This is a genomic window from Rhodococcus sp. JG-3 (genome assembly GCF_000482405.1).
Taxonomy (GTDB): domain Bacteria; phylum Actinomycetota; class Actinomycetes; order Mycobacteriales; family Mycobacteriaceae; genus Rhodococcoides; species Rhodococcoides fascians.
On the sequence record NZ_KI519398.1, the window covers coordinates 2,692,704 to 2,709,395 of the forward strand.

Genomic DNA, 16,692 nt, shown 5'->3' on the forward strand with positions numbered 1-16,692 from the left:
TGCGTGAGAACCCGTGTCGACCCTCAGTGACCTGCTGGCCGAACACACCGATCTGCCCGGTGCCGCGGTGGACCATCTGCAGCGCGTCGTAGGGGAGTGGCAGCTCCTGGCCGACCTGTCGTTCGCGGACGTATTGCTCTGGGTCGGTACCGACGATGTCTCGGACGGGTCGGCGGACGTGCTGTGTGTCGCCCAGTGCAGACCCACCACCGCGCCGACGGTGTTCACCCACGACATCGTGGGGACGACCATCTCCGAGTCCGAGCACCCCGAAGTGCTCGTCGCGTTGCAACAGCGAAAGATCGTGCAGGGTGGTGTTCTGACCCGCAGCGAGAGCATTCCCGTGCGATGTGGAGAGCACGTCATCGCCGTGCTGACCCGCGACACCAATCCAGCCCAGCTTCGTCCGCCGAGTGCGCTCGAGGTCGCGTATCGGGAATGTGCGGACGATCTCTGCCTGATGATCAGCGAGGGAACGTTTCCGACGCCGGAAGAGCGAACCGACGTCAACTCGTCGCCGCGGGCCGGCGACGGCTTCATCCGCATCGATACCGAGGGACGGGTGGATTACGCGAGCCCCAATGCGCTGTCGGCGTACCACCGGATGGGTTTGACGACGGAACTGTCGGGCCGCGACCTCGCGTCGGTGACGCGGTCTCTGGTGACCGACCCGTTCGATTCGCAAGAAGTGGCCGACCATATCCGGTCGTCACTGTCCGGCAACGTCGGGCACCGAATGGAAGTGGACGCCCGCGGCGCGACGGTTCTGGTGCGCACGTTGGCACTGCAGCCGCACGGTCGATCCGCGGGCGCAGCCGTACTCGTCCGAGACGTCACCGAGGTGAAGCGCCGCGACCGTGCGCTGCTCAGCAAGGACGCGACGATTCGCGAAATCCACCATCGGGTGAAGAACAATCTGCAGACCGTGGCGGCTCTGCTGAGGCTGCAGTCGCGGCGGCTCGAGAACGAGGAAGCGCGTACCGCGTTGTCCGAATCCGTTCGCCGCGTGACGTCCATCGCGCTGGTGCACGAGATGCTGTCGATGTCGGTCGACGAAGAAGTGGATCTCGACGAGATAGTCGACCGGTTGGTGCCGATCATGCTCGACATCGCCACCGTCAACCCTCGGGTGCGGGTGGTCCGAGACGGCCAACTCGGTGTCTTCTCCGCCGAGCGGGCGACGCCGCTGGTGATGGTGTTGGCCGAGCTGGTGCAGAACGCGATGGAGCACGGGTTCGACGCCGGATCGGTCGGCGTGGTGCGCATCGGTGCCGATCGCTCGTCGAAATGGCTCGACGTCGTCATCCACGACGACGGCCGCGGGTTGCCCGCAGGGTTCTCGTTGGAGCGTTCGGACGGACTGGGGCTGCAGATCGTACGCACTCTGGTGTCGGTCGAACTGAACGGTTCTCTGGGCCTGCATCCGGCTCCTGGAGGTGGCACCGACGCGATGCTGCGAGTGCCACTGGGCCGTCGGGTGCCGCGAGCCTGACGGGCCGCTCGTGAACAGTGCGTTACGAACCGGCCGCACTGTGACGTGAGAACGCCCGATCCGTGGAAGCGCCCGCTATGCAGTCCGACATGCAGAAGGCCCGGTATCCGCTGAGCGGATACCGGGCCTACCGAGTGTTGTGTGTCTGCGTCCTAGACGGAGCTACGTGCGCGCGTACGTGCGTTGCGTCGCTTGAGTGCACGGCGCTCGTCTTCGCTCATTGCGCCCCATACTCCTGCGTCCTGGCCGGATTCGAGTGCCCAGGATAGGCATTCTGCGGTGACGGGGCACCGAGTACAGACGACTTTGGCATCGGCGATCTGCGCGAGCGCCGGACCACTGTTTCCCACCGGGAAAAATAGTTCCGGATCTTCATCGCGACAAATTGCCTTGTGGCGCCAGTCCATCCTCTGCTCCTTACCGGGCGCCGAAGCGCCGTTTCGTTTCTCTTCTGTTTCACGAGTGGGTAACCAATGTTTCCGCACTGTTGCTTGTGAATGCTTTCACGAACTCAGGTGAAGTCAAGGGATACGCGCGTGACCGTGGTCAAGCTCACTCTGTTAGGCTCGCTTTAGCCTTCTGTGCTCCTTTGTACCCCGACTCGGCAGATATTGCTCGTGATTTCGCAGGAAATTGCCCATCGAGCATCTTCGCGTGCAGGTCACAGTGGGTCTCACGTGACGGGCGCGACAACATCCAATGCGTCGGGAGTCGAGAAGAACTCCGCCTCGGTGCGTTCACCCAGATAGTCCCCGTCCATCTGCAGCCCCATCGGTTCTGCAGACGTGATTCGAACACTCGGGACGTCGTCGACTCGAATCAACTTGCGAGACTTCGGTTCTGCACCTTTGGCCAACAGCTGACGCGACACCCGCAGCGTGGGGAACAGTGCCGTCGAGCGCATCGCGAACACACCGAGACCCGAATCGAAAGCGGTCCCGGGATTGGTATGGACCGGACGATCGTTCAAGAAGGTCCACGGACTCGAGTTCGACACGAACGCATAGTGCACGTTCTCGAACGGATCTCGCCCGGGAACCTCCACCGTCAGCTGCGCCGGACGACGCTTGTGCTTGAAAAACTCCTGCACCGAGAACCGGAGATAACGCGTCGCCGACACCGGCGTACCGTCCTTCCGGCTCGCATCGATGGCCCGACACACCTCCGCGTCCAAACCCATCCCGGCATTGAACGTGAACCACCGGTTGTCGCAATGCCCCAGACCGACTGTCCGCCGCGCCCGCGCGTCCAGCAGACCGATCAACTGATTCGTGGCCGCTACCGGATCCGCCTCGATTCCGAGAGAGCGGGCGAACACATTCGCACTACCACCGGGAACGACCGCAATAGGCGGAATCGCGCCGATCGTCACCGCCTGCATCGACGTCGGCAACGGAACCCCGAGCAGACCGTTGATGACCTCGTTCACCGTGCCGTCACCCCCGTGAACGATCACCAGGCCGACCCCGTCCTCACGGGCACCCCGAGCCAACTCCGACGCATGATCACGATGCGTCGTCTGCGCCACCGTCACCCGCAACCGACTCGACAATGCATGAGCCAACAGATCCCGAGCTGCAGCCGTCGTCGAAGTCGCATTGGGATTGACGATCAGCAGCGCACGCACAGGAACAAACACTAACCGGGTGGCTCGGCGGACTCCACCGGCACCACCTGGCTCGTTCCGCAGGCTCCACTTCCGCCCCCTGGGTCGTTCCGCAGGCTCCACCGGCACCACCCGGGTCGTTCCGCAGGCTCCACTCCCGGTTGCCTAGGCTGGTCCCGTGTCCACCCAACCCGAGAACCTCACCCCACCGGCCACTTTTCGATCCGCCGGGGTCCTCGTCGCAGCACAAGGTGCCGTCTCGCTGGTCGCGGCCTTCGTTCTCGTCGTGCGCGCGGTCTCCGGAGAGGGCGACAACGCTGTCGCGAACGGGTACGGCACGGCCGGGTGGTTCGGCGTGCTGGGCCTCGGCGTCGGGGCTGCAGGCGTTGCCCTGATTCTCGGCAAACGGTGGGGGAGGGCACTGGCAACCGTCGTACAGCTACTGCTGCTTCCCGTCGTGTGGTCGCTGCTCACCGGTTCACATCAGACCGTCTACGGCATCGTTCTGGGAATCGTCGTGGTTGCGGTGCTGGTGCTGCTGTTCAGTCCACCCTCGTCGCAGTGGATGGCGGCCGAGTACAGCGACGTCGACGACGAACCGCGTCTCTAGGACGCTTTCGCGGCCAGGTCCCTCAGGGCACCGTCGGTCAATCGGAATGTGGTCCACTCGTCCTGAGCCTGCGCGCCCAACGCTCGGTAGAACCCGATAGACGGAGTGTTCCAGTCCAACACCGACCAGGTCAGTCGCGTGTAGCCGTTGGTTTCGCACTCGGCCGCCAACGCTGCCAGCAGTGCGGTTCCGAACCCATGGCCGCGTGCGTCCGGCTGCACGTAGAGGTCCTCCAGATAGATTCCGTTGACCCCGTCCCAGGTGGAGAAGTTCAAGAACCACAGAGCGCACCCCACCACCACGCCGTCGTGCTCGGCGACGTGCGCGAATACCGTCGGATTCTCACCGAACAAAGCCGACCGAAGGTGGTCGTCTCGGACCGTGCACAACGAGGACGCCTTCTCGTACTCCGCCAGTTCGTGGACCAACCCGCAGATGGCGGATACATCGTCTTCGGTGGCGCGTCGGATCATCGTGGACCTCCGGTCAGGTCGGTGCCGATCGAGCGATCGGTGGCTGCAGAGAGAATCGAGGGGTGAACATTGTGGGCGATGAGCTGTCGAAAGGAGTGCTCGAAACCGAGCAGTGAGTAGGCGGCCGGGGACAATGCGAAGCGCTTCCCTTCGGTGATGGACGCTTCCGTCCAGCCGGCGATCAGTGCTCTCGAGAAGTGGCCGTGTCCCACCAGCACCACGTCCCGGCCTTCGAGCAGTGGAAGAACAACGGACAACACCAGTTCGACGCGAACAGCGATGTCACCGATCGACTCTCCGCCCGGGCACGGGTGCGTCCAGACGGTCCAGTGCGGCACTGTCTCGTGGATCTCCGACGACGTGATGCCCTCGTAGTCGCCGTAGTCCCATTCCGACAGCGCATCCCATGTTCGATCGACCTCGAGCCCCGCGAGATCGGCTGTTCGACGGGCCCGTTCGCGCGGGCTGCTGATGACCACCGGGTCGCGCAGATTCAGCAGAGTCAGCAGTGAGCCGGCCTCGACTGCCTGCTGCTCACCGTGGGCGGTGAGTGGAACATCGGTGTTTCCGGTGTGCTTACCCGCGAGGGCCCATTCGGTTTCCCCGTGACGGAGTAGAACGACTCGGCCGGCCTCGACGGCTCCGTGGTTGGTCATGCACTCGATCATGCCTGCCGGTCGGGTGTGGGCTTCGTCATACCGAACCGGTGGATGTGTCCGAAAACGCGATTGAGTCCAGACCTACCGGACGGTTATTCTCTTCTGGATCTTCACCGTCGCAGGCAACGCAGTCCTGTCCGTCAGTGTGCTCACTGCATTGACCTCGTAGCTCCTCTCATCGATCTGGAGAACAATGACCGACTTGCAGAAGCCCGCGCCCTCCGGTGCCCCGGAGAAGCTCGACGGAGCGTTGCTGAAGATCGCCGGTGTCGTCGTTCTCGGCGCGATCATGTCGATTCTCGACGTCACCGTCGTCAGCGTGGCCTTGAGGACGTTCACCGACGTGTTTGAGACCACGTATGCCAACGCGGCCTGGACGATGACCGGTTACACCCTCGCCTTGGCCACCGTCATCCCGTTGACGGGCTGGGCTGCGGACCGTTTCGGCACCAAGCGTCTCTACATCACGGCACTGGTGCTGTTCGTACTCGGTTCGGTGCTGTGCAGTTTCGCCTGGGACATCACGTCGTTGATCGTGTTCCGCGTACTGCAGGGCCTCGGCGGAGGCATGTTGATGCCCCTGGGCATGACGATCATGACGCGTGCCGCCGGCCCCGAACGGATCGGCCGCGTGATGGCCGTGCTCGGTGTGCCGATGCTGATCGGGCCCATCGCGGGCCCCATCCTCGGCGGTTGGCTGATCGAGGCCGCGAGCTGGCACTGGATCTTCCTCATCAACTTGCCGATCGGCATTCTCGCGCTGATCGCCGCAATCGTGATCTTTCCGCGAGACAATCCGACCCCGTCGGAATCGTTCGACTTCCGCGGGATGCTGATGCTCTCGCCCGGTCTGGCCCTGTTTCTCTACGGTGCGTCGTCGGTCGTCGAAACCGAGACCGTACTGGCCGTCAAGGTGCTGGTTCCGGTCATCGTGGGCCTGGTGCTGATCGTGTTGTTCGTCTTCCACGCTCTGCGCGTCGAGCATCCGTTGATCGACCTGAGGCTCTTCCGGAACCGCTCACTCACCGTCGCGGTCATCACGACCACCTTCTTCATGGTCGCGTTCATGGGCGCAGGGTTGCTGTTTCCCAGCTACTTCCTGCTCCGCGGCGAGTCCACACTGACGGCCGGGCTGCTTCTCGCACCGCAGGGTATCGGCGCGATGATAGCCATGCCGATCGCCGGAGTGATCGCGGACAAGACCGGTCCAGGACGAATCGTGCTGATGGGCATGGTCCTGATCACCGCAGGCATGGCGGTGTTCACCCAGGTCGGCACCAGCACGTCGTACACGTTGTTGATCGGAGCCTTGTTCGTCATGGGGCTGGGGCTCGGCTCGACGATGATGCCCATCATGACTGCTGCGCTGCAGACGTTGACGAACGAAACAGTCGCTCGCGGTTCGACATTGATGAACATCGTCCAGCAGGCCGCCGGATCGATCGGAACCGCGTTGATGTCGGTGGTGTTGACCGCGCAGCAGAAGCCGGCGCTGACGGCCTCGAGCCAGCTCGAAGCATTCGACATCTCGGCGCGCGCGTTCGGGACCACCTTCATGGTCGCGTTGGTGCTCATCGTCATCACGTTCGTGCCCGCGTTCTTCCTGCCCCGAACCAAGCACGTTTCTCAGGAATCCGCGCCGCCGATCGTGATGCACTGACGCGCCCGGAACCGACAAACCTCGCTCGAGCGGCGAATCTAGGCAAGGATCAGGGCGTGACGACAATTCTTGCGGTAGCGAATCAGAAAGGCGGCGTGGCCAAGACCACTACGGTCGCCTCGCTGGCAGCCGCGCTGCACGCACTCGACCGACGCGTTCTGGTGGTCGATCTCGACCCGCAGGGATGCCTGACGTTCTCGCTCGGTCACAACCCGGACAAGCTCGACTCGTCGGTGCACGAGGTATTGACCGGGGACGCACAGGTCGAGGACGTGCTGATCGAGACGGCGGAGGGGATCGTGCTGTTGCCCGCCACGATCGACCTCGCGGGTGCGGAGGCGCTGCTGCTCATGCGCGCCGGTCGCGAGTTCGCACTCAAGCGTGCTCTGGCACCGATTCTGCAGGATTTCGACGTGGTCGTCATCGATTGCCCACCCTCGCTCGGTGTTCTCACGCTGAACGGTCTCACTGCAGCGCAATCGGTTCTGGTCCCGCTCCAGTGTGAGACGCTCGCTCACCGCGGCGTCGGACAACTACTGCGGACGGTGTCCGAGGTGCAGCAGATCACCAACCCCGACCTCGCACTGCTGGGTGCACTGCCCACCCTGTTCGATGCCCGTACCACCCACAGCCGAGACGTGCTCGGCGATGTTTCCGATCGGTACTCGCTGCCGGTCCTCGCTCCGCCGATCCCCAGGACGGTGCGTTTCGCGGAGGCGAGTGCATCCGGCGCAACGGTGCTGTCGGGGCGAAAGAACAAGGGCGCGCAGGCGTATCGCGAGCTGGCCGAGAACTTGTTGGCCCACTGGGAGGGCACAGCAGAACTGAAGACGTACGACCCTGCGGAGTAGCTCCTCCGATCGGCCGTCCTCGATCAACCCAGCGCGACCAGGTCGGAACCGCGCTGCTCGACGACGACATCGCCGATCACGGAGGTCTGCACCGGTCCGTCGTAGTCGCCGCGATCGATCGGAATCTCGGCAATCACCGTGCCGGTGGCGAGCTCGACCACCGCGATCGCGTCGGGCACGGGAACCAGTAGCCTGCCGGCCATGACGGCACCGCTGCCGAGGGCCCCGGGCATGGACCACGCCGGAGTCAGGTCGGTGGAGTTCAGTGCCTGCACTCCGGAGCCGGTGAACCAGGTGAACACCGAACCCTGTTTCGCTGCCGGCGAGGCGGGCGGTGCGGATGTTGGGCCGAGGCCCGCGGGGAGAGCGAACTCGGAGACGGCCGTGGCGGTGTCGTCGTAGAGCGCGATGCGCGCAGGGGCACCGTTTGCGGACGGAACATACAGCGCGACAAGGCTTCCCGTCAGAGCCAGGACGCGTCCGGATGTCGGCTCCTGCTCCGAGGTGACGAGATCCGGGACCACCGAGGATCCGTACTCCTCGGGTTCGCTCGCATCCTTGGGGGCAGGGTTGAGCAGAGACAGTCGTGCGGCCGGCTCACCCGGGCACTGTTCGAGTACCGCCGTCCGCGAATTGGACGACGTGGTGGACAGGAGCGTGCATCCGGTTCTCGGCTGAGTACCCGGGTTGACCGGAGCATCGACGCGCCCGTATTCGAGTGTGCGCACCATGTCCGAGCGCCACAGTTCCATCCGAGTGTCACCTCGCGAGGTCACGTAGGTGCCGTCGGACGAGAGGTACACCGAGTCGTCTGCGTCGGACGTGCGCTGTGCTGTGCGGACGCCGGTCGATCCGTCGAGCGTGGTCACCTGCGAGCAACCGCGGTCGTCGCGGTAGACCGAGACGGCAGTGTTCCAGGAGGCGATCACCGAGCACAGGGGTAGGTCTCGCGAGTACGACCACGCCGGGTCGCCGGAACGGGGGTCGTGGCCGACCACCGAACCGCCATCGCCGGTCACGACTGTCGAACCGGTCACGACCGGAACCGGCGTATGCGTCGAATCCGTCGCCGAACTCGGTGCCCGCCACAACTCGGACAGGGCGGCGGGCACGGAGGCGGCCGCCTCGGACGGCGCAAGAGGATTGTCGGCCGTGACAGAGGTGGTGCCCCGAGCGTCACCCGTGAGCCAAGCGACGCTCGCGGCCACGACCACCGTCACCGCGATGACTGCCGCGACGACGAGATCGGTTCTCGACCTACGTTCTGGAGCCAGCACGGCTGGAGACTACTCCGACGCGCTCGCCGTCGACGGTCCGGTCTCGGCGGACGATCCGCTCGTGCGGCGACGGCGTCGGCGACGAGGAGCGGTCTTGGTCGACGCTTCCGGTGTCGACGAATCGGTCGAATCCGACTGTGCTGCAACAGGGTTCGCGGTCGATGCAGAGGCGTTGGCCGAGTCGGTCGAGGTCGAGGCCTGGTCCCCGTCCTGTCCCGCGCGGGTGCGACGGCGGCTGCGTGAGCGGCGCGGCTTGCTCGGTGCGGACGCCTCTGCCGACGGTGCTGCGGACTCGGTGTCGGGGGCCTTGTCAGCGGCCTGCTCTGCGGCTCGCGCGGGTGCCGCCTTGCGTACGGTGCCGGTCGCATCGGTGGGGATATCGAGCTCGGCGAACAGATGCGGCGAGCTCGAGTAGGTCTCGACCGGATCCGGCATACCCAGATTCAGGGCCTTGTCGATCAGCTGCCAGCGCGGGATATCGTCCCAGTCGACGAGGGTGACGGCGATACCGGTGCGCCCTGCACGGCCGGTACGGCCGATGCGGTGGACGTAGGTCTTCTCGTCCTCGGGGCACTGGTAGTTGATGACGTGGGTGACGTCGTCGATGTCGATACCTCGGGCCGCGACGTCGGTGGCGATCAGCACGTCGATCTTGCCGGTGCGGAACGCCTTGAGAGCCTTCTCGCGTTGGACCTGCCCGAGATCTCCGTGGACCGCGCCGACCGAGTAGCCACGCTCGGCGAGCTCGTCGGAGACTTTCTGCGCGGTGCGCTTGGTGCGGGTGAACACCATCGTCGCGCCGCGGCCTTCCGCCTTGAGCACCTTGGCGACCATCTCGACCTTGTCGAGTGCGTGCGCCCGGTAGACGTGCTGGGCGGTGCGATCGTGCACGGCGGAGGACTCAGCCTCTTCGGCCCGGATGTGCGTCGGCTGCGTCAGGAACGTGCGGGCCAGCGTGATGATCGGGCCGGGCATCGTCGCGGAGAACAGCATCGTCTGACGCTTGTCGGGGACCATGCCCAGGATGCGTTCGATGTCGGGAAGGAACCCGAGGTCGAGCATCTCGTCGGCCTCGTCGAGAACCAGGACGCCGACCTTGCCGAGGATCAGGTGGTTCTGCTTGGCGAGGTCGAGTAGACGGCCGGGAGTGCCGACGACGACGTCGACGCCGTTCTGGAGCGCGCTGATCTGAGCTTCGTACGGGCGGCCGCCGTAGATGGAAAGAACCTTCACCGGGCCGTTCGCGCCGCTGAGGTACTTCGATGCATTCTCGAGGTCGGAGCTGACCTGAACACACAGCTCACGGGTCGGCACGATGATCAGCGCGCGTGGCGTGCCGTCGAGCGGGGTCGTTCCGGAATTCTCCGTGGCGAGACGATGCAGAAGAGGCACACCGAAACCGAAGGTCTTGCCCATTCCGGTCCTGGCCTGCCCGATGAGGTCGTCTCCCGCGATCGCCAGCGGAAGAGTGAGCTCCTGAATGGCGAAGGTGCGCTCGATACCCATGTCGGCGAGTGCACGAACGATGTCGGCGTCGACGTTCAACTCGGCGAACGTCGGTGGCACATGCGTGTCGTCCAGTTGGGCCGACAGGGTCGTGTCGCCGGTCTCGGATTCTTGGTCTACGACTATCTTGCTCAGGGGACTGGCCTTCCTCGTGGTCGAACGTACGCACAAGGAAGGGCACAGGCCTATTGCCGGCCGAAGTCGATGCCCTCAATCCGATGTGATGTCGCCGTCAGCCTCAGCGCGGCCGCGAACTGTGACGTTCGCTGCGGCGAAGCTCTCGAGGCGACCCGGATCAGGTGCGCACACATTATCGATGATCGCCGCATCGGCTTTCGGTCCGTGTGACAGGTCCGCGAGCAACGATCGACACCATGGTAGCTTGCCCGGCCCGATTCTCCACGGTCGACGGGTCGCGGCAGGTGTGACGCGCCCCGCGACGGGGCGTCGGACACGGGTCTACGATTCGTGGAATGGGAGCCCATTCGTCGGAGTCGTCGTCGCCCGCAGTTACATCCACCGCCCTCGTCGGGTCGAGCGATGCGGACAGAGGGGAGCCCTCGATCGCACATGATCACCCGGGCGTTCCCGACTTGTTCGCCGTGCTCGCCTACGGCGAGATCTCTGCGTTCTACCGGTTGGCGGAGGACGCTCGAATGGCTCCGTCCATGGAAGGCCGGGTGGCGCTGGCGAGTATGGCCGCCGCCGAGATGAGTCACTTCGAGACGTTGGAACAGGCTTTGTCCAACCGTGGCCTCGACGTGTATTCGTCGATGGATCCGTTCGTGCGGGCTCTGGACGAGTACCACGCCTCCACCACGCCGTCGACCTGGTTGGAGTCGTTGGTCAAGGCATACGTGGGTGACGGAATCGCCGCTGATTTCTACCGGCAGATCGCGCACAGCCTCGCCCCCGACGTCGCGGAGATCGTCCGCGACGTGTTGGCCGAGACCGGGCATTCGGAGTTCGTCGTCCACGAGGTGTCCGAACGGGTCCGGGCGAGCTCCCAGGACAAGGCACGCCTGATGTTGTGGGGGCGTCGACTGCTCGGCGAGGCGATCACGCAGGCCCAGTTCGTGCTCGCGCAGCGCGAGTCGCTGACCGATCTCGTCATCACCGCGTCGGGCGACCTCAACGGGGTCGTCGCTCTGTTCGATCGCATGCAGGAGCAGCATGCCGAACGGATGTCCTCGCTCGGGTTGGACTGATCGGCTCGATCGGGCACCGGGCGGGGCGGGTCCCCGCCCGTTGTTCGCTGACAGCACAGGCCTGGAAGCGGCTGCGGCACGCGGGCTGCACTAGCCTGGCGAGAACAGCGTCAGTTGTCGAGAGTTCGGAGGTTGACCGTGGAGGTCAAGATCGGTGTGTCGGAGAGTTCCCGTGAGCTCGTCGTGAACAGTGCGCAGTCCCCGGCCGAGGTCGAAGCGCTCGTATCGACCGCCTTCGCAGGTAAGGACGGAGTGCTGTCGTTGGAGGACGAGAAGGGACGCAAGTTCTTGATCCAGACCGCCAAGGTGTCGTACGTCGAGATCGGCCCGTCCGATCCTCGCAAGGTCGGGTTCGCAACGACCTGAGACGGCCGGTAACACCACACGCCCCTCGTTCTTCTCGAACGAGGGGCGTGTGGCGTATGTGGGCGGGATGCCCGACCGGCTGGTTACGGAGACTGCAGCGGAACGTGCGACAGGCCGCCCCAGGCCAGTGAAACCGTGGTGTCGACGGCGTCTTCCTTGGAGATCGGCCGATCTGCTTCGAGCCAGTAGCGTGCGGTGAACTGGCTGGCACCGACGAGGCCGACGGCCAGCACTCGTGCTCGGTACGGATCGAGTCCGGAATCGTGGGCGACCAGGTCGAAGACGGCGTCGACGCATGCTTCGGTCGCCTGCTCCACGCGGGCGTTGACCTGAGGGTCACCCATCAGATCCGACTCGAAGACCAGGCGGAAACCCTGGGTGTCGGTGTCGACGAAATCGTAGAACGCCAGAACCGCAGCGCGGACGCGTTGCTTGTTGTCGGTCGTCGAACGCAGAGCCTGACGAACCCCGGCGATGAGGGTGTCGACGTAGCTCTGCAGTACCGCCAGGTACAGCTCGAGTTTGCCGGGGAAGTGCTGGTAGAGAACCGGTTTGCTGACTCCGGCGCATTCGGCGATCTCGTCCATTCCCGACGCGTGATAGCCGCGGGTCACGAAGATTTCGCTCGCAGCAGCCAGCAGTTGCGCCCGACGGGCATCACGCGGCAGCCTGGCGCTGCGGCGGTTGCCGGTGGTGGCCGGACGGTCGGAGGACCTCCGGTCGTCGAGATCTGTCATCAAATATGTTCCCATCGCGTCGACAGCTGCGCTCGTCTTGGTTCGACAACGTGCGGTCCGGCGTGAACTTCCGGCGGGTGGCCTTCGGTTCGGACCGCTCGTAGCGCAGATCACGGGCAACGATACTCGTGGCCGTCGGCACCGCTGGGATCCTGGGGGATCCTTGTCGGAAACGGGCGATCTCGAATCACATCGGATGGTTTGTTTGTACGATGTTTGTCGTACCGAGAGCCCGATAGATCCGTCCCCGGTATCGGCGTGCCGAGCGGCGAGCGAGCAGGATTGTGAGATCGTGAGCGAGTGACTGACCGAGGCGAGCCGCGAATTCGCGGCGGTGTGCAGTCCGGCGGGTTCGACGAGCGGTCGGACGATCTTCCACGAGGCGTGGGTGGTCGTGGGTCGCATCAGCCCTTGCGCGCGCAGTGGGACCCGACGCAGCGCGAGGTCAAGGACCGCAGTCGCCGCCCCGAGCGTGACGTGCGTAAACAGACCAAGTTGGGAAAGTTCGCCGCCACCTACGGCTGGCGGGCGTACGCGGTACCGATCCTGATCGCCGTCACCGCGCTCGTGGTCGTCGATGCCGTTCGGGCCGGTGACCCGGTTGTCGGCACCGCCTCTCAGGGCACCTCGCAGGACCCAGGGTTCGGCACGCTGAGCTCCGATACGTCCGGAACCGGAATCATCGGGGTCCCGCCGCAGGCCGACGGCAACTTCGCGGAAACGATCTCGTCCGGTGAGCTGCCCGACGGTGGACCGTTCGCGGTGCAGGGGGCAGGCACCTGGCACACCGTCGCCGGAAGCACCGAGCAGGTCGGCCAGGGAACCGAGCGGGTGTTCACCTATACCGTCGAGGTCGAGGACGGTGTGGACACCGTCGGTTTCGGCGGCGACGAGTCGTTCGGCCGTCTGGTGGATCAGACGTTGGCCAACCCCAAGAGCTGGACCAACGACCCACGTTTCGCGTTCCGCCGTATCGATCAGGGTGACCCGGATTTCCGGATCTCCCTGACGTCGCAGATGTCCATTCGGCAGGCGTGTGGATACGACATCCAACTCGAGGTGTCCTGCTACAACCCCGGCATCGAACGGGTCGTGCTCAACGAACCCAGATGGGTACGCGGAGCGATCTCCTTCCAGGGAGACATCGGTTCCTACCGTCAATATCAGATCAACCACGAGGTCGGGCACGCCATCGGCTACCAGCAGCATCAGCCGTGCGAAACCGACGGCGGGCTGGCACCGGTGATGATGCAGCAGACGTTCGGAACGGCCAACGACGACATCGCGCGGCTCGACCCCGAGGGCGTCGTGCCCATGGACGGCAAGACCTGCCGGTTCAACCCGTGGCCCTATCCGCGCGGGTGAGCGATCGCGGATTAGATTCGAAGGCGGCGAACGCAATTGTGCGGTCGCCCCGTCGAGTCGAGGAGTGTCGCTGAGCGTGGTCCACCTACCGCCACTGGTCGAAGCCACCGGTGAACTGACCTCCGAGGAGGTTGCCAGGTACAGCCGTCACCTGATCATTCCGGACGTCGGGACGGACGGTCAGAAGCGGTTGCGGAACGCCCGCGTGCTCGTGGTCGGAGCCGGCGGACTGGGTTCGCCTGCGCTGCTGTACCTCGCGGCCGCCGGCATCGGAACTCTGGGCATCGTGGAATTCGACGACGTCGAGCTGTCCAACCTCCAGCGACAAGTCATCCATGGGCGGTCCGACGTCGGACGACCGAAGGCCGACAGCGCACGGGACTCGATCCTCGAACTCAACGACGGCGTCTCGGTGGTGCTGCACAGGGTCCGCCTCGACTCGTCCAACGCGATCGACCTCTTCGGCAATTACGATCTCGTTCTCGACGGCACCGACAACTTCGCCACCCGCTACCTCGTCAACGACGCGGCCGCACTGGTCGGTATCCCGTACGTGTGGGGTTCGATCTACCGGTTCGAGGGGCAGGTCTCGGTGTTCTGGGATGCAGCTCCGGGCGGCGTCGGGATCAACTATCGAGATCTGTACCCCGAGGCTCCGCCGCCGGGAATGGTGCCCTCCTGCGCCGAGGGCGGCGTCCTGGGCGTGCTCTGCGCCTCGATCGGGTCGGTGATGGTGACCGAAGCCATCAAGTTGATCACCGGAATCGGCGAGACGCTGCTGGGACGGCTGATGATCTACGACGCGTTGGCCATGAGCTACCGAACCGTCGGACTGGCCCGTGATCCGCACCGAACCCCGATCACGGAACTGATCGACTACGACGCCTTCTGCGGGGTGGTGCCGGCCGTCGAATCCGACGACGCCTCGATCAGCCCCGAGCAGCTACGGGCGATGTTGGATTCCGGACGCGAGGTCGCCTTGATCGACGTGCGTGAGCCGGTGGAGTGGGACATCGTGCGGATCGAGGGCGCTCGGCTGATACCGCGCGGGCGAATTCTGTCCGGGGCGGCGTTGGCCGAACTGCCACAGCAGGTACCGATCGTTCTGTACTGCAAAACCGGCATCAGGTCCGCGGAGGTTCTCGACGCTCTCGTCGGTGCCGGTTTCACCGACGCAACCCATCTCGACGGCGGAATCGTGGAGTGGGCCAAGCAGATCGAGCCCGGCCTGCCCATCTACTGACGTGGCGGCTGGGCCGCATGCGCGCGTCGTCCGCAGAGCTCTGCCCGATCGGCGGTACCGTGGCGTTCGTGAGCTCTGTCGAACCTCCTCAGCACGTGATCTCTACGTTCGGGCTGCGCGATGTCGAGCCTGCGCCACTGGGTGCGGACTGGGACGGAGGGTGGCGTCTGGGTGACGTCGTGCTCTCGCCCGTCGCCGATCACGCTCGCGCAGCCTGGTCTGCGAAGGTGCGAGAAACACTGACTGTGGACGGTGTGCGCCTCGCTCGACCGGTGCGCTCGACCGATGGTCGATACGTCGTGTCCGGTTGGCGTGCAGATACGTTCGTCGCAGGCGAACCCGAGCCTCGCCACGACGAAGTGGTCTCGTTGTCCATGCGGTTGCACGCAGCGACCGCGCAGTTGGAACGTCCCCGCTTCTTGGTGCAGCCACCCGTCGCCCCGTGGGCCGACGTCGACGTGTTCGTCGCGGCCGACCGGGCCGCCTGGGAGGCCGTTCCGCTACGGACCGCTCGCGGTGCGGGTGCGCCGGAGCCGTCGTCGAGTGACGGCAAGAGCAGCCTCGAATTGGTCAAACAGCTTGCGACACTGCGTAAGCCCGTCGAATCGCCGGACCAATTGGTACACGGCGACCTGTTCGGGACGGTGTTGTTCTCCGGCAGCGATGCTCCGGGGATCAGCGATATCACCCCGTACTGGCGTCCGGCGTCGTGGGCTGCCGGCGTCGCCGTGGTGGACGCGCTCTCGTGGGGAGACGCCGACGACGGTCTGGTGGGCCGGTGGGACGATCTACCGGAATGGCCGCAGATGCTGTTGCGCGCGTTGATGTTTCGTCTGGCTGTGCACGCACTTCATCCGCGGTCGACGTCGGAGGCATTTCCCGGCCTCGCGCGCACGGCAGATCTGGTGCGTCTCATTCTGTAGGTTCGGGCGCGTGGCCCGGAGGGGCGGAGAGTTCGCGGAACAGCGACCGGGCGGAGGCGATTGCCCGGGCCGAATCACCGTCCACGATCGCGTCGACGAGGGCTGTGTGCTCGGCGACGTAGTCGTCGTCGTGAGCAGTGGCGTGTTCTCTGATCGTCTCGTGGATCACCGGTAGCAACGAGTCGTAGAACTCCAGGTAGATCGCGTTGTGGCTGGCGGCGACGATGCTCCGATGCAGGCGCGCGTCGATTCGTACGGCGTCGGCCAACGGCACGTCGCCGCTCGACCAGGCGACATTGCGGTTCTCGAGGGCGTCGTTCATCTCTCGGATGTCGTGCTCGTCGCGTCGATCCGCAGCCAATGCTGCTGCGGTCACCTCGAGAGTTTCCCGGAGCTCGGTGACGTCGCGATAACGGGCGTCCGAGAAGTACTTGCCCAGGGTGCCGCCGAGGTCCGAGCAGGTCATGACGAACGTTCCCGACCCCTGCCGTCGCTCGACCATGCCGGCGTGGACGAGTGCCTGAACGGCCTCACGAACCGTGTTTCGCCCGGTGCCGGTCATCTCGCACAGCTCCGGTTCGGTGGGAATTCTGCTGCCGACCGGCCATCGTTTCGACGTGATCTCGTCGCGCAGGGCTGCAGTGACCTGGGTGATCAGGCTCGATCGGTGGACCTGGCGCACGGAGGCTCCTCGTTCTGGGGGCGGTGCAGTGCTC

17 protein-coding genes are annotated in these 16,692 nt (G+C 65.1%); 9 read left to right on the forward strand and 8 right to left on the reverse strand.

The features are described from left to right. Positions 1–13 precede the first annotated feature (13 nt). Positions 14–1,492, forward strand: a complete 1,479-nt coding sequence (locus tag K414_RS0114135) for a PAS domain-containing sensor histidine kinase (protein ID WP_027496524.1) — start codon at positions 14–16, stop codon at positions 1,490–1,492. Positions 1,493–1,644: 152 nt separating this feature from the next. Here K414_RS0114135 and K414_RS28570 read toward each other — a convergent pair whose 3' ends face one another. Next, positions 1,645–1,899, reverse strand: coding sequence for a WhiB family transcriptional regulator (locus tag K414_RS28570; RefSeq protein WP_032366305.1), 255 nt, complete (start codon positions 1,897–1,899; stop codon positions 1,645–1,647). Positions 1,900–2,165: 266 nt separating this feature from the next. Continuing rightward, positions 2,166–3,119 (reverse strand): diacylglycerol kinase family protein, encoded by a 954-nt coding sequence (locus tag K414_RS0114140; protein ID WP_027496525.1) that lies wholly within the window; start codon positions 3,117–3,119, stop codon positions 2,166–2,168. 157 nt (positions 3,120–3,276) lie between these two features. On the opposite strand from K414_RS0114140, the gene K414_RS0114145 reads away from it, so the two are divergent. Next, a complete protein-coding gene (locus K414_RS0114145) occupies positions 3,277–3,708 on the forward strand; it encodes a hypothetical protein (protein WP_027496526.1) in 432 nt (143 codons plus the stop codon). Here the strand turns inward: K414_RS0114145 and K414_RS0114150 are convergent. Both K414_RS0114150 and K414_RS27015 read right to left on the reverse strand, forming a co-directional pair. Continuing rightward, entirely contained in the window at positions 3,705–4,181 is a 477-nt protein-coding gene (locus K414_RS0114150; RefSeq protein WP_027496527.1) for a GNAT family N-acetyltransferase, read from the reverse strand. The genes K414_RS0114145 and K414_RS0114150 overlap by 4 nt on opposite strands. Beyond that, positions 4,178–4,837: an acid phosphatase gene (locus tag K414_RS27015; RefSeq protein WP_152530430.1), complete on the reverse strand. Its 660-nt coding sequence runs from the start codon at positions 4,835–4,837 to the stop codon at positions 4,178–4,180. The genes K414_RS0114150 and K414_RS27015 overlap by 4 nt, the downstream gene beginning before the upstream one ends. Before the next feature lie 196 nt (positions 4,838–5,033). Between K414_RS27015 and K414_RS0114160 the strand changes: the two genes are divergently transcribed. Continuing rightward, entirely contained in the window at positions 5,034–6,500 is a 1,467-nt protein-coding gene (locus K414_RS0114160; RefSeq protein ID WP_027496528.1) for a DHA2 family efflux MFS transporter permease subunit, read from the forward strand. 56 nt (positions 6,501–6,556) lie between these two features. Then, positions 6,557–7,351, forward strand: a complete 795-nt coding sequence (locus K414_RS0114165) for a ParA family protein (protein WP_027496529.1) — start codon at positions 6,557–6,559, stop codon at positions 7,349–7,351. A gap of 23 nt (positions 7,352–7,374) precedes the next feature. Here the strand turns inward: K414_RS0114165 and K414_RS0114170 are convergent, their stop codons facing one another. Next, complete coding sequence (locus tag K414_RS0114170) at positions 7,375–8,628, reverse strand: PQQ-binding-like beta-propeller repeat protein (RefSeq protein WP_027496530.1); 1,254 nt, start codon at positions 8,626–8,628, stop codon at positions 7,375–7,377. Between the two features lie 9 nt (positions 8,629–8,637). Next, complete coding sequence (locus tag K414_RS0114175) at positions 8,638–10,194, reverse strand: DEAD/DEAH box helicase (protein ID WP_230074291.1); 1,557 nt, start codon at positions 10,192–10,194, stop codon at positions 8,638–8,640. Between the two features lie 413 nt (positions 10,195–10,607). On the opposite strand from K414_RS0114175, the gene K414_RS0114185 reads away from it, so the two are divergent. Then, complete coding sequence (locus K414_RS0114185) at positions 10,608–11,342, forward strand: ferritin-like fold-containing protein (protein ID WP_027496532.1); 735 nt, start codon at positions 10,608–10,610, stop codon at positions 11,340–11,342. A 138-nt stretch (positions 11,343–11,480) separates the two neighbouring features. After that, a complete protein-coding gene (locus K414_RS0114190; RefSeq protein WP_027496533.1) occupies positions 11,481–11,708 on the forward strand; it encodes a DUF3107 domain-containing protein in 228 nt (75 codons plus the stop codon). A gap of 83 nt (positions 11,709–11,791) precedes the next feature. Here K414_RS0114190 and K414_RS0114195 read toward each other — a convergent pair whose 3' ends face one another. Beyond that, on the reverse strand, positions 11,792–12,445 hold the full coding sequence (locus K414_RS0114195; RefSeq protein WP_027496534.1) for a TetR/AcrR family transcriptional regulator: 654 nt from the start codon (positions 12,443–12,445) through the stop codon (positions 11,792–11,794). A 384-nt stretch (positions 12,446–12,829) separates the two neighbouring features. On the opposite strand from K414_RS0114195, the gene K414_RS0114200 reads away from it, so the two are divergent. From K414_RS0114200 to K414_RS0114210, 3 genes are all read left to right on the forward strand, one after another. Next, positions 12,830–13,810: a DUF3152 domain-containing protein gene (locus K414_RS0114200; protein ID WP_094622501.1), complete on the forward strand. Its 981-nt coding sequence runs from the start codon at positions 12,830–12,832 to the stop codon at positions 13,808–13,810. A gap of 76 nt (positions 13,811–13,886) precedes the next feature. After that, positions 13,887–15,053, forward strand: a complete 1,167-nt coding sequence (moeZ, locus tag K414_RS0114205) for an adenylyltransferase/sulfurtransferase MoeZ (RefSeq protein ID WP_027496536.1) — start codon at positions 13,887–13,889, stop codon at positions 15,051–15,053. Positions 15,054–15,121: 68 nt separating this feature from the next. Further along, positions 15,122–15,976, forward strand: coding sequence for a TIGR02569 family protein (locus tag K414_RS0114210; RefSeq protein WP_027496537.1), 855 nt, complete (start codon positions 15,122–15,124; stop codon positions 15,974–15,976). On the opposite strand, the gene K414_RS0114215 is transcribed toward K414_RS0114210, so the two are convergent. After that, complete coding sequence (locus K414_RS0114215) at positions 15,966–16,658, reverse strand: FCD domain-containing protein (RefSeq protein WP_027496538.1); 693 nt, start codon at positions 16,656–16,658, stop codon at positions 15,966–15,968. The two genes, K414_RS0114210 and K414_RS0114215, sit on opposite strands and share 11 nt — an antisense overlap. Positions 16,659–16,692 lie beyond the last annotated feature (34 nt).

Bases quoted from the DNA above. Each gene is read 5' to 3' on its own strand.
- K414_RS27015 (WP_152530430.1), bottom strand. From the start codon at position 4,837: ATGACCAACCACGGAGCCGTCGAGGCCGGCCGAGTCGTTCTACTCCGT.
- K414_RS0114160 (WP_027496528.1), top strand. From the start codon at position 5,034: ATGACCGACTTGCAGAAGCCCGCGCCCTCCGGTGCCCCGGAGAAGCTC.
- K414_RS0114150 (WP_027496527.1), bottom strand. From the start codon at position 4,181: ATGATCCGACGCGCCACCGAAGACGATGTATCCGCCATCTGCGGGTTG.
- K414_RS0114195 (WP_027496534.1), bottom strand. From the start codon at position 12,445: ATGACAGATCTCGACGACCGGAGGTCCTCCGACCGTCCGGCCACCACC.
- K414_RS28570 (WP_032366305.1), bottom strand. From the start codon at position 1,899: ATGGACTGGCGCCACAAGGCAATTTGTCGCGATGAAGATCCGGAACTA.
- K414_RS0114185 (WP_027496532.1), top strand. From the start codon at position 10,608: ATGGGAGCCCATTCGTCGGAGTCGTCGTCGCCCGCAGTTACATCCACC.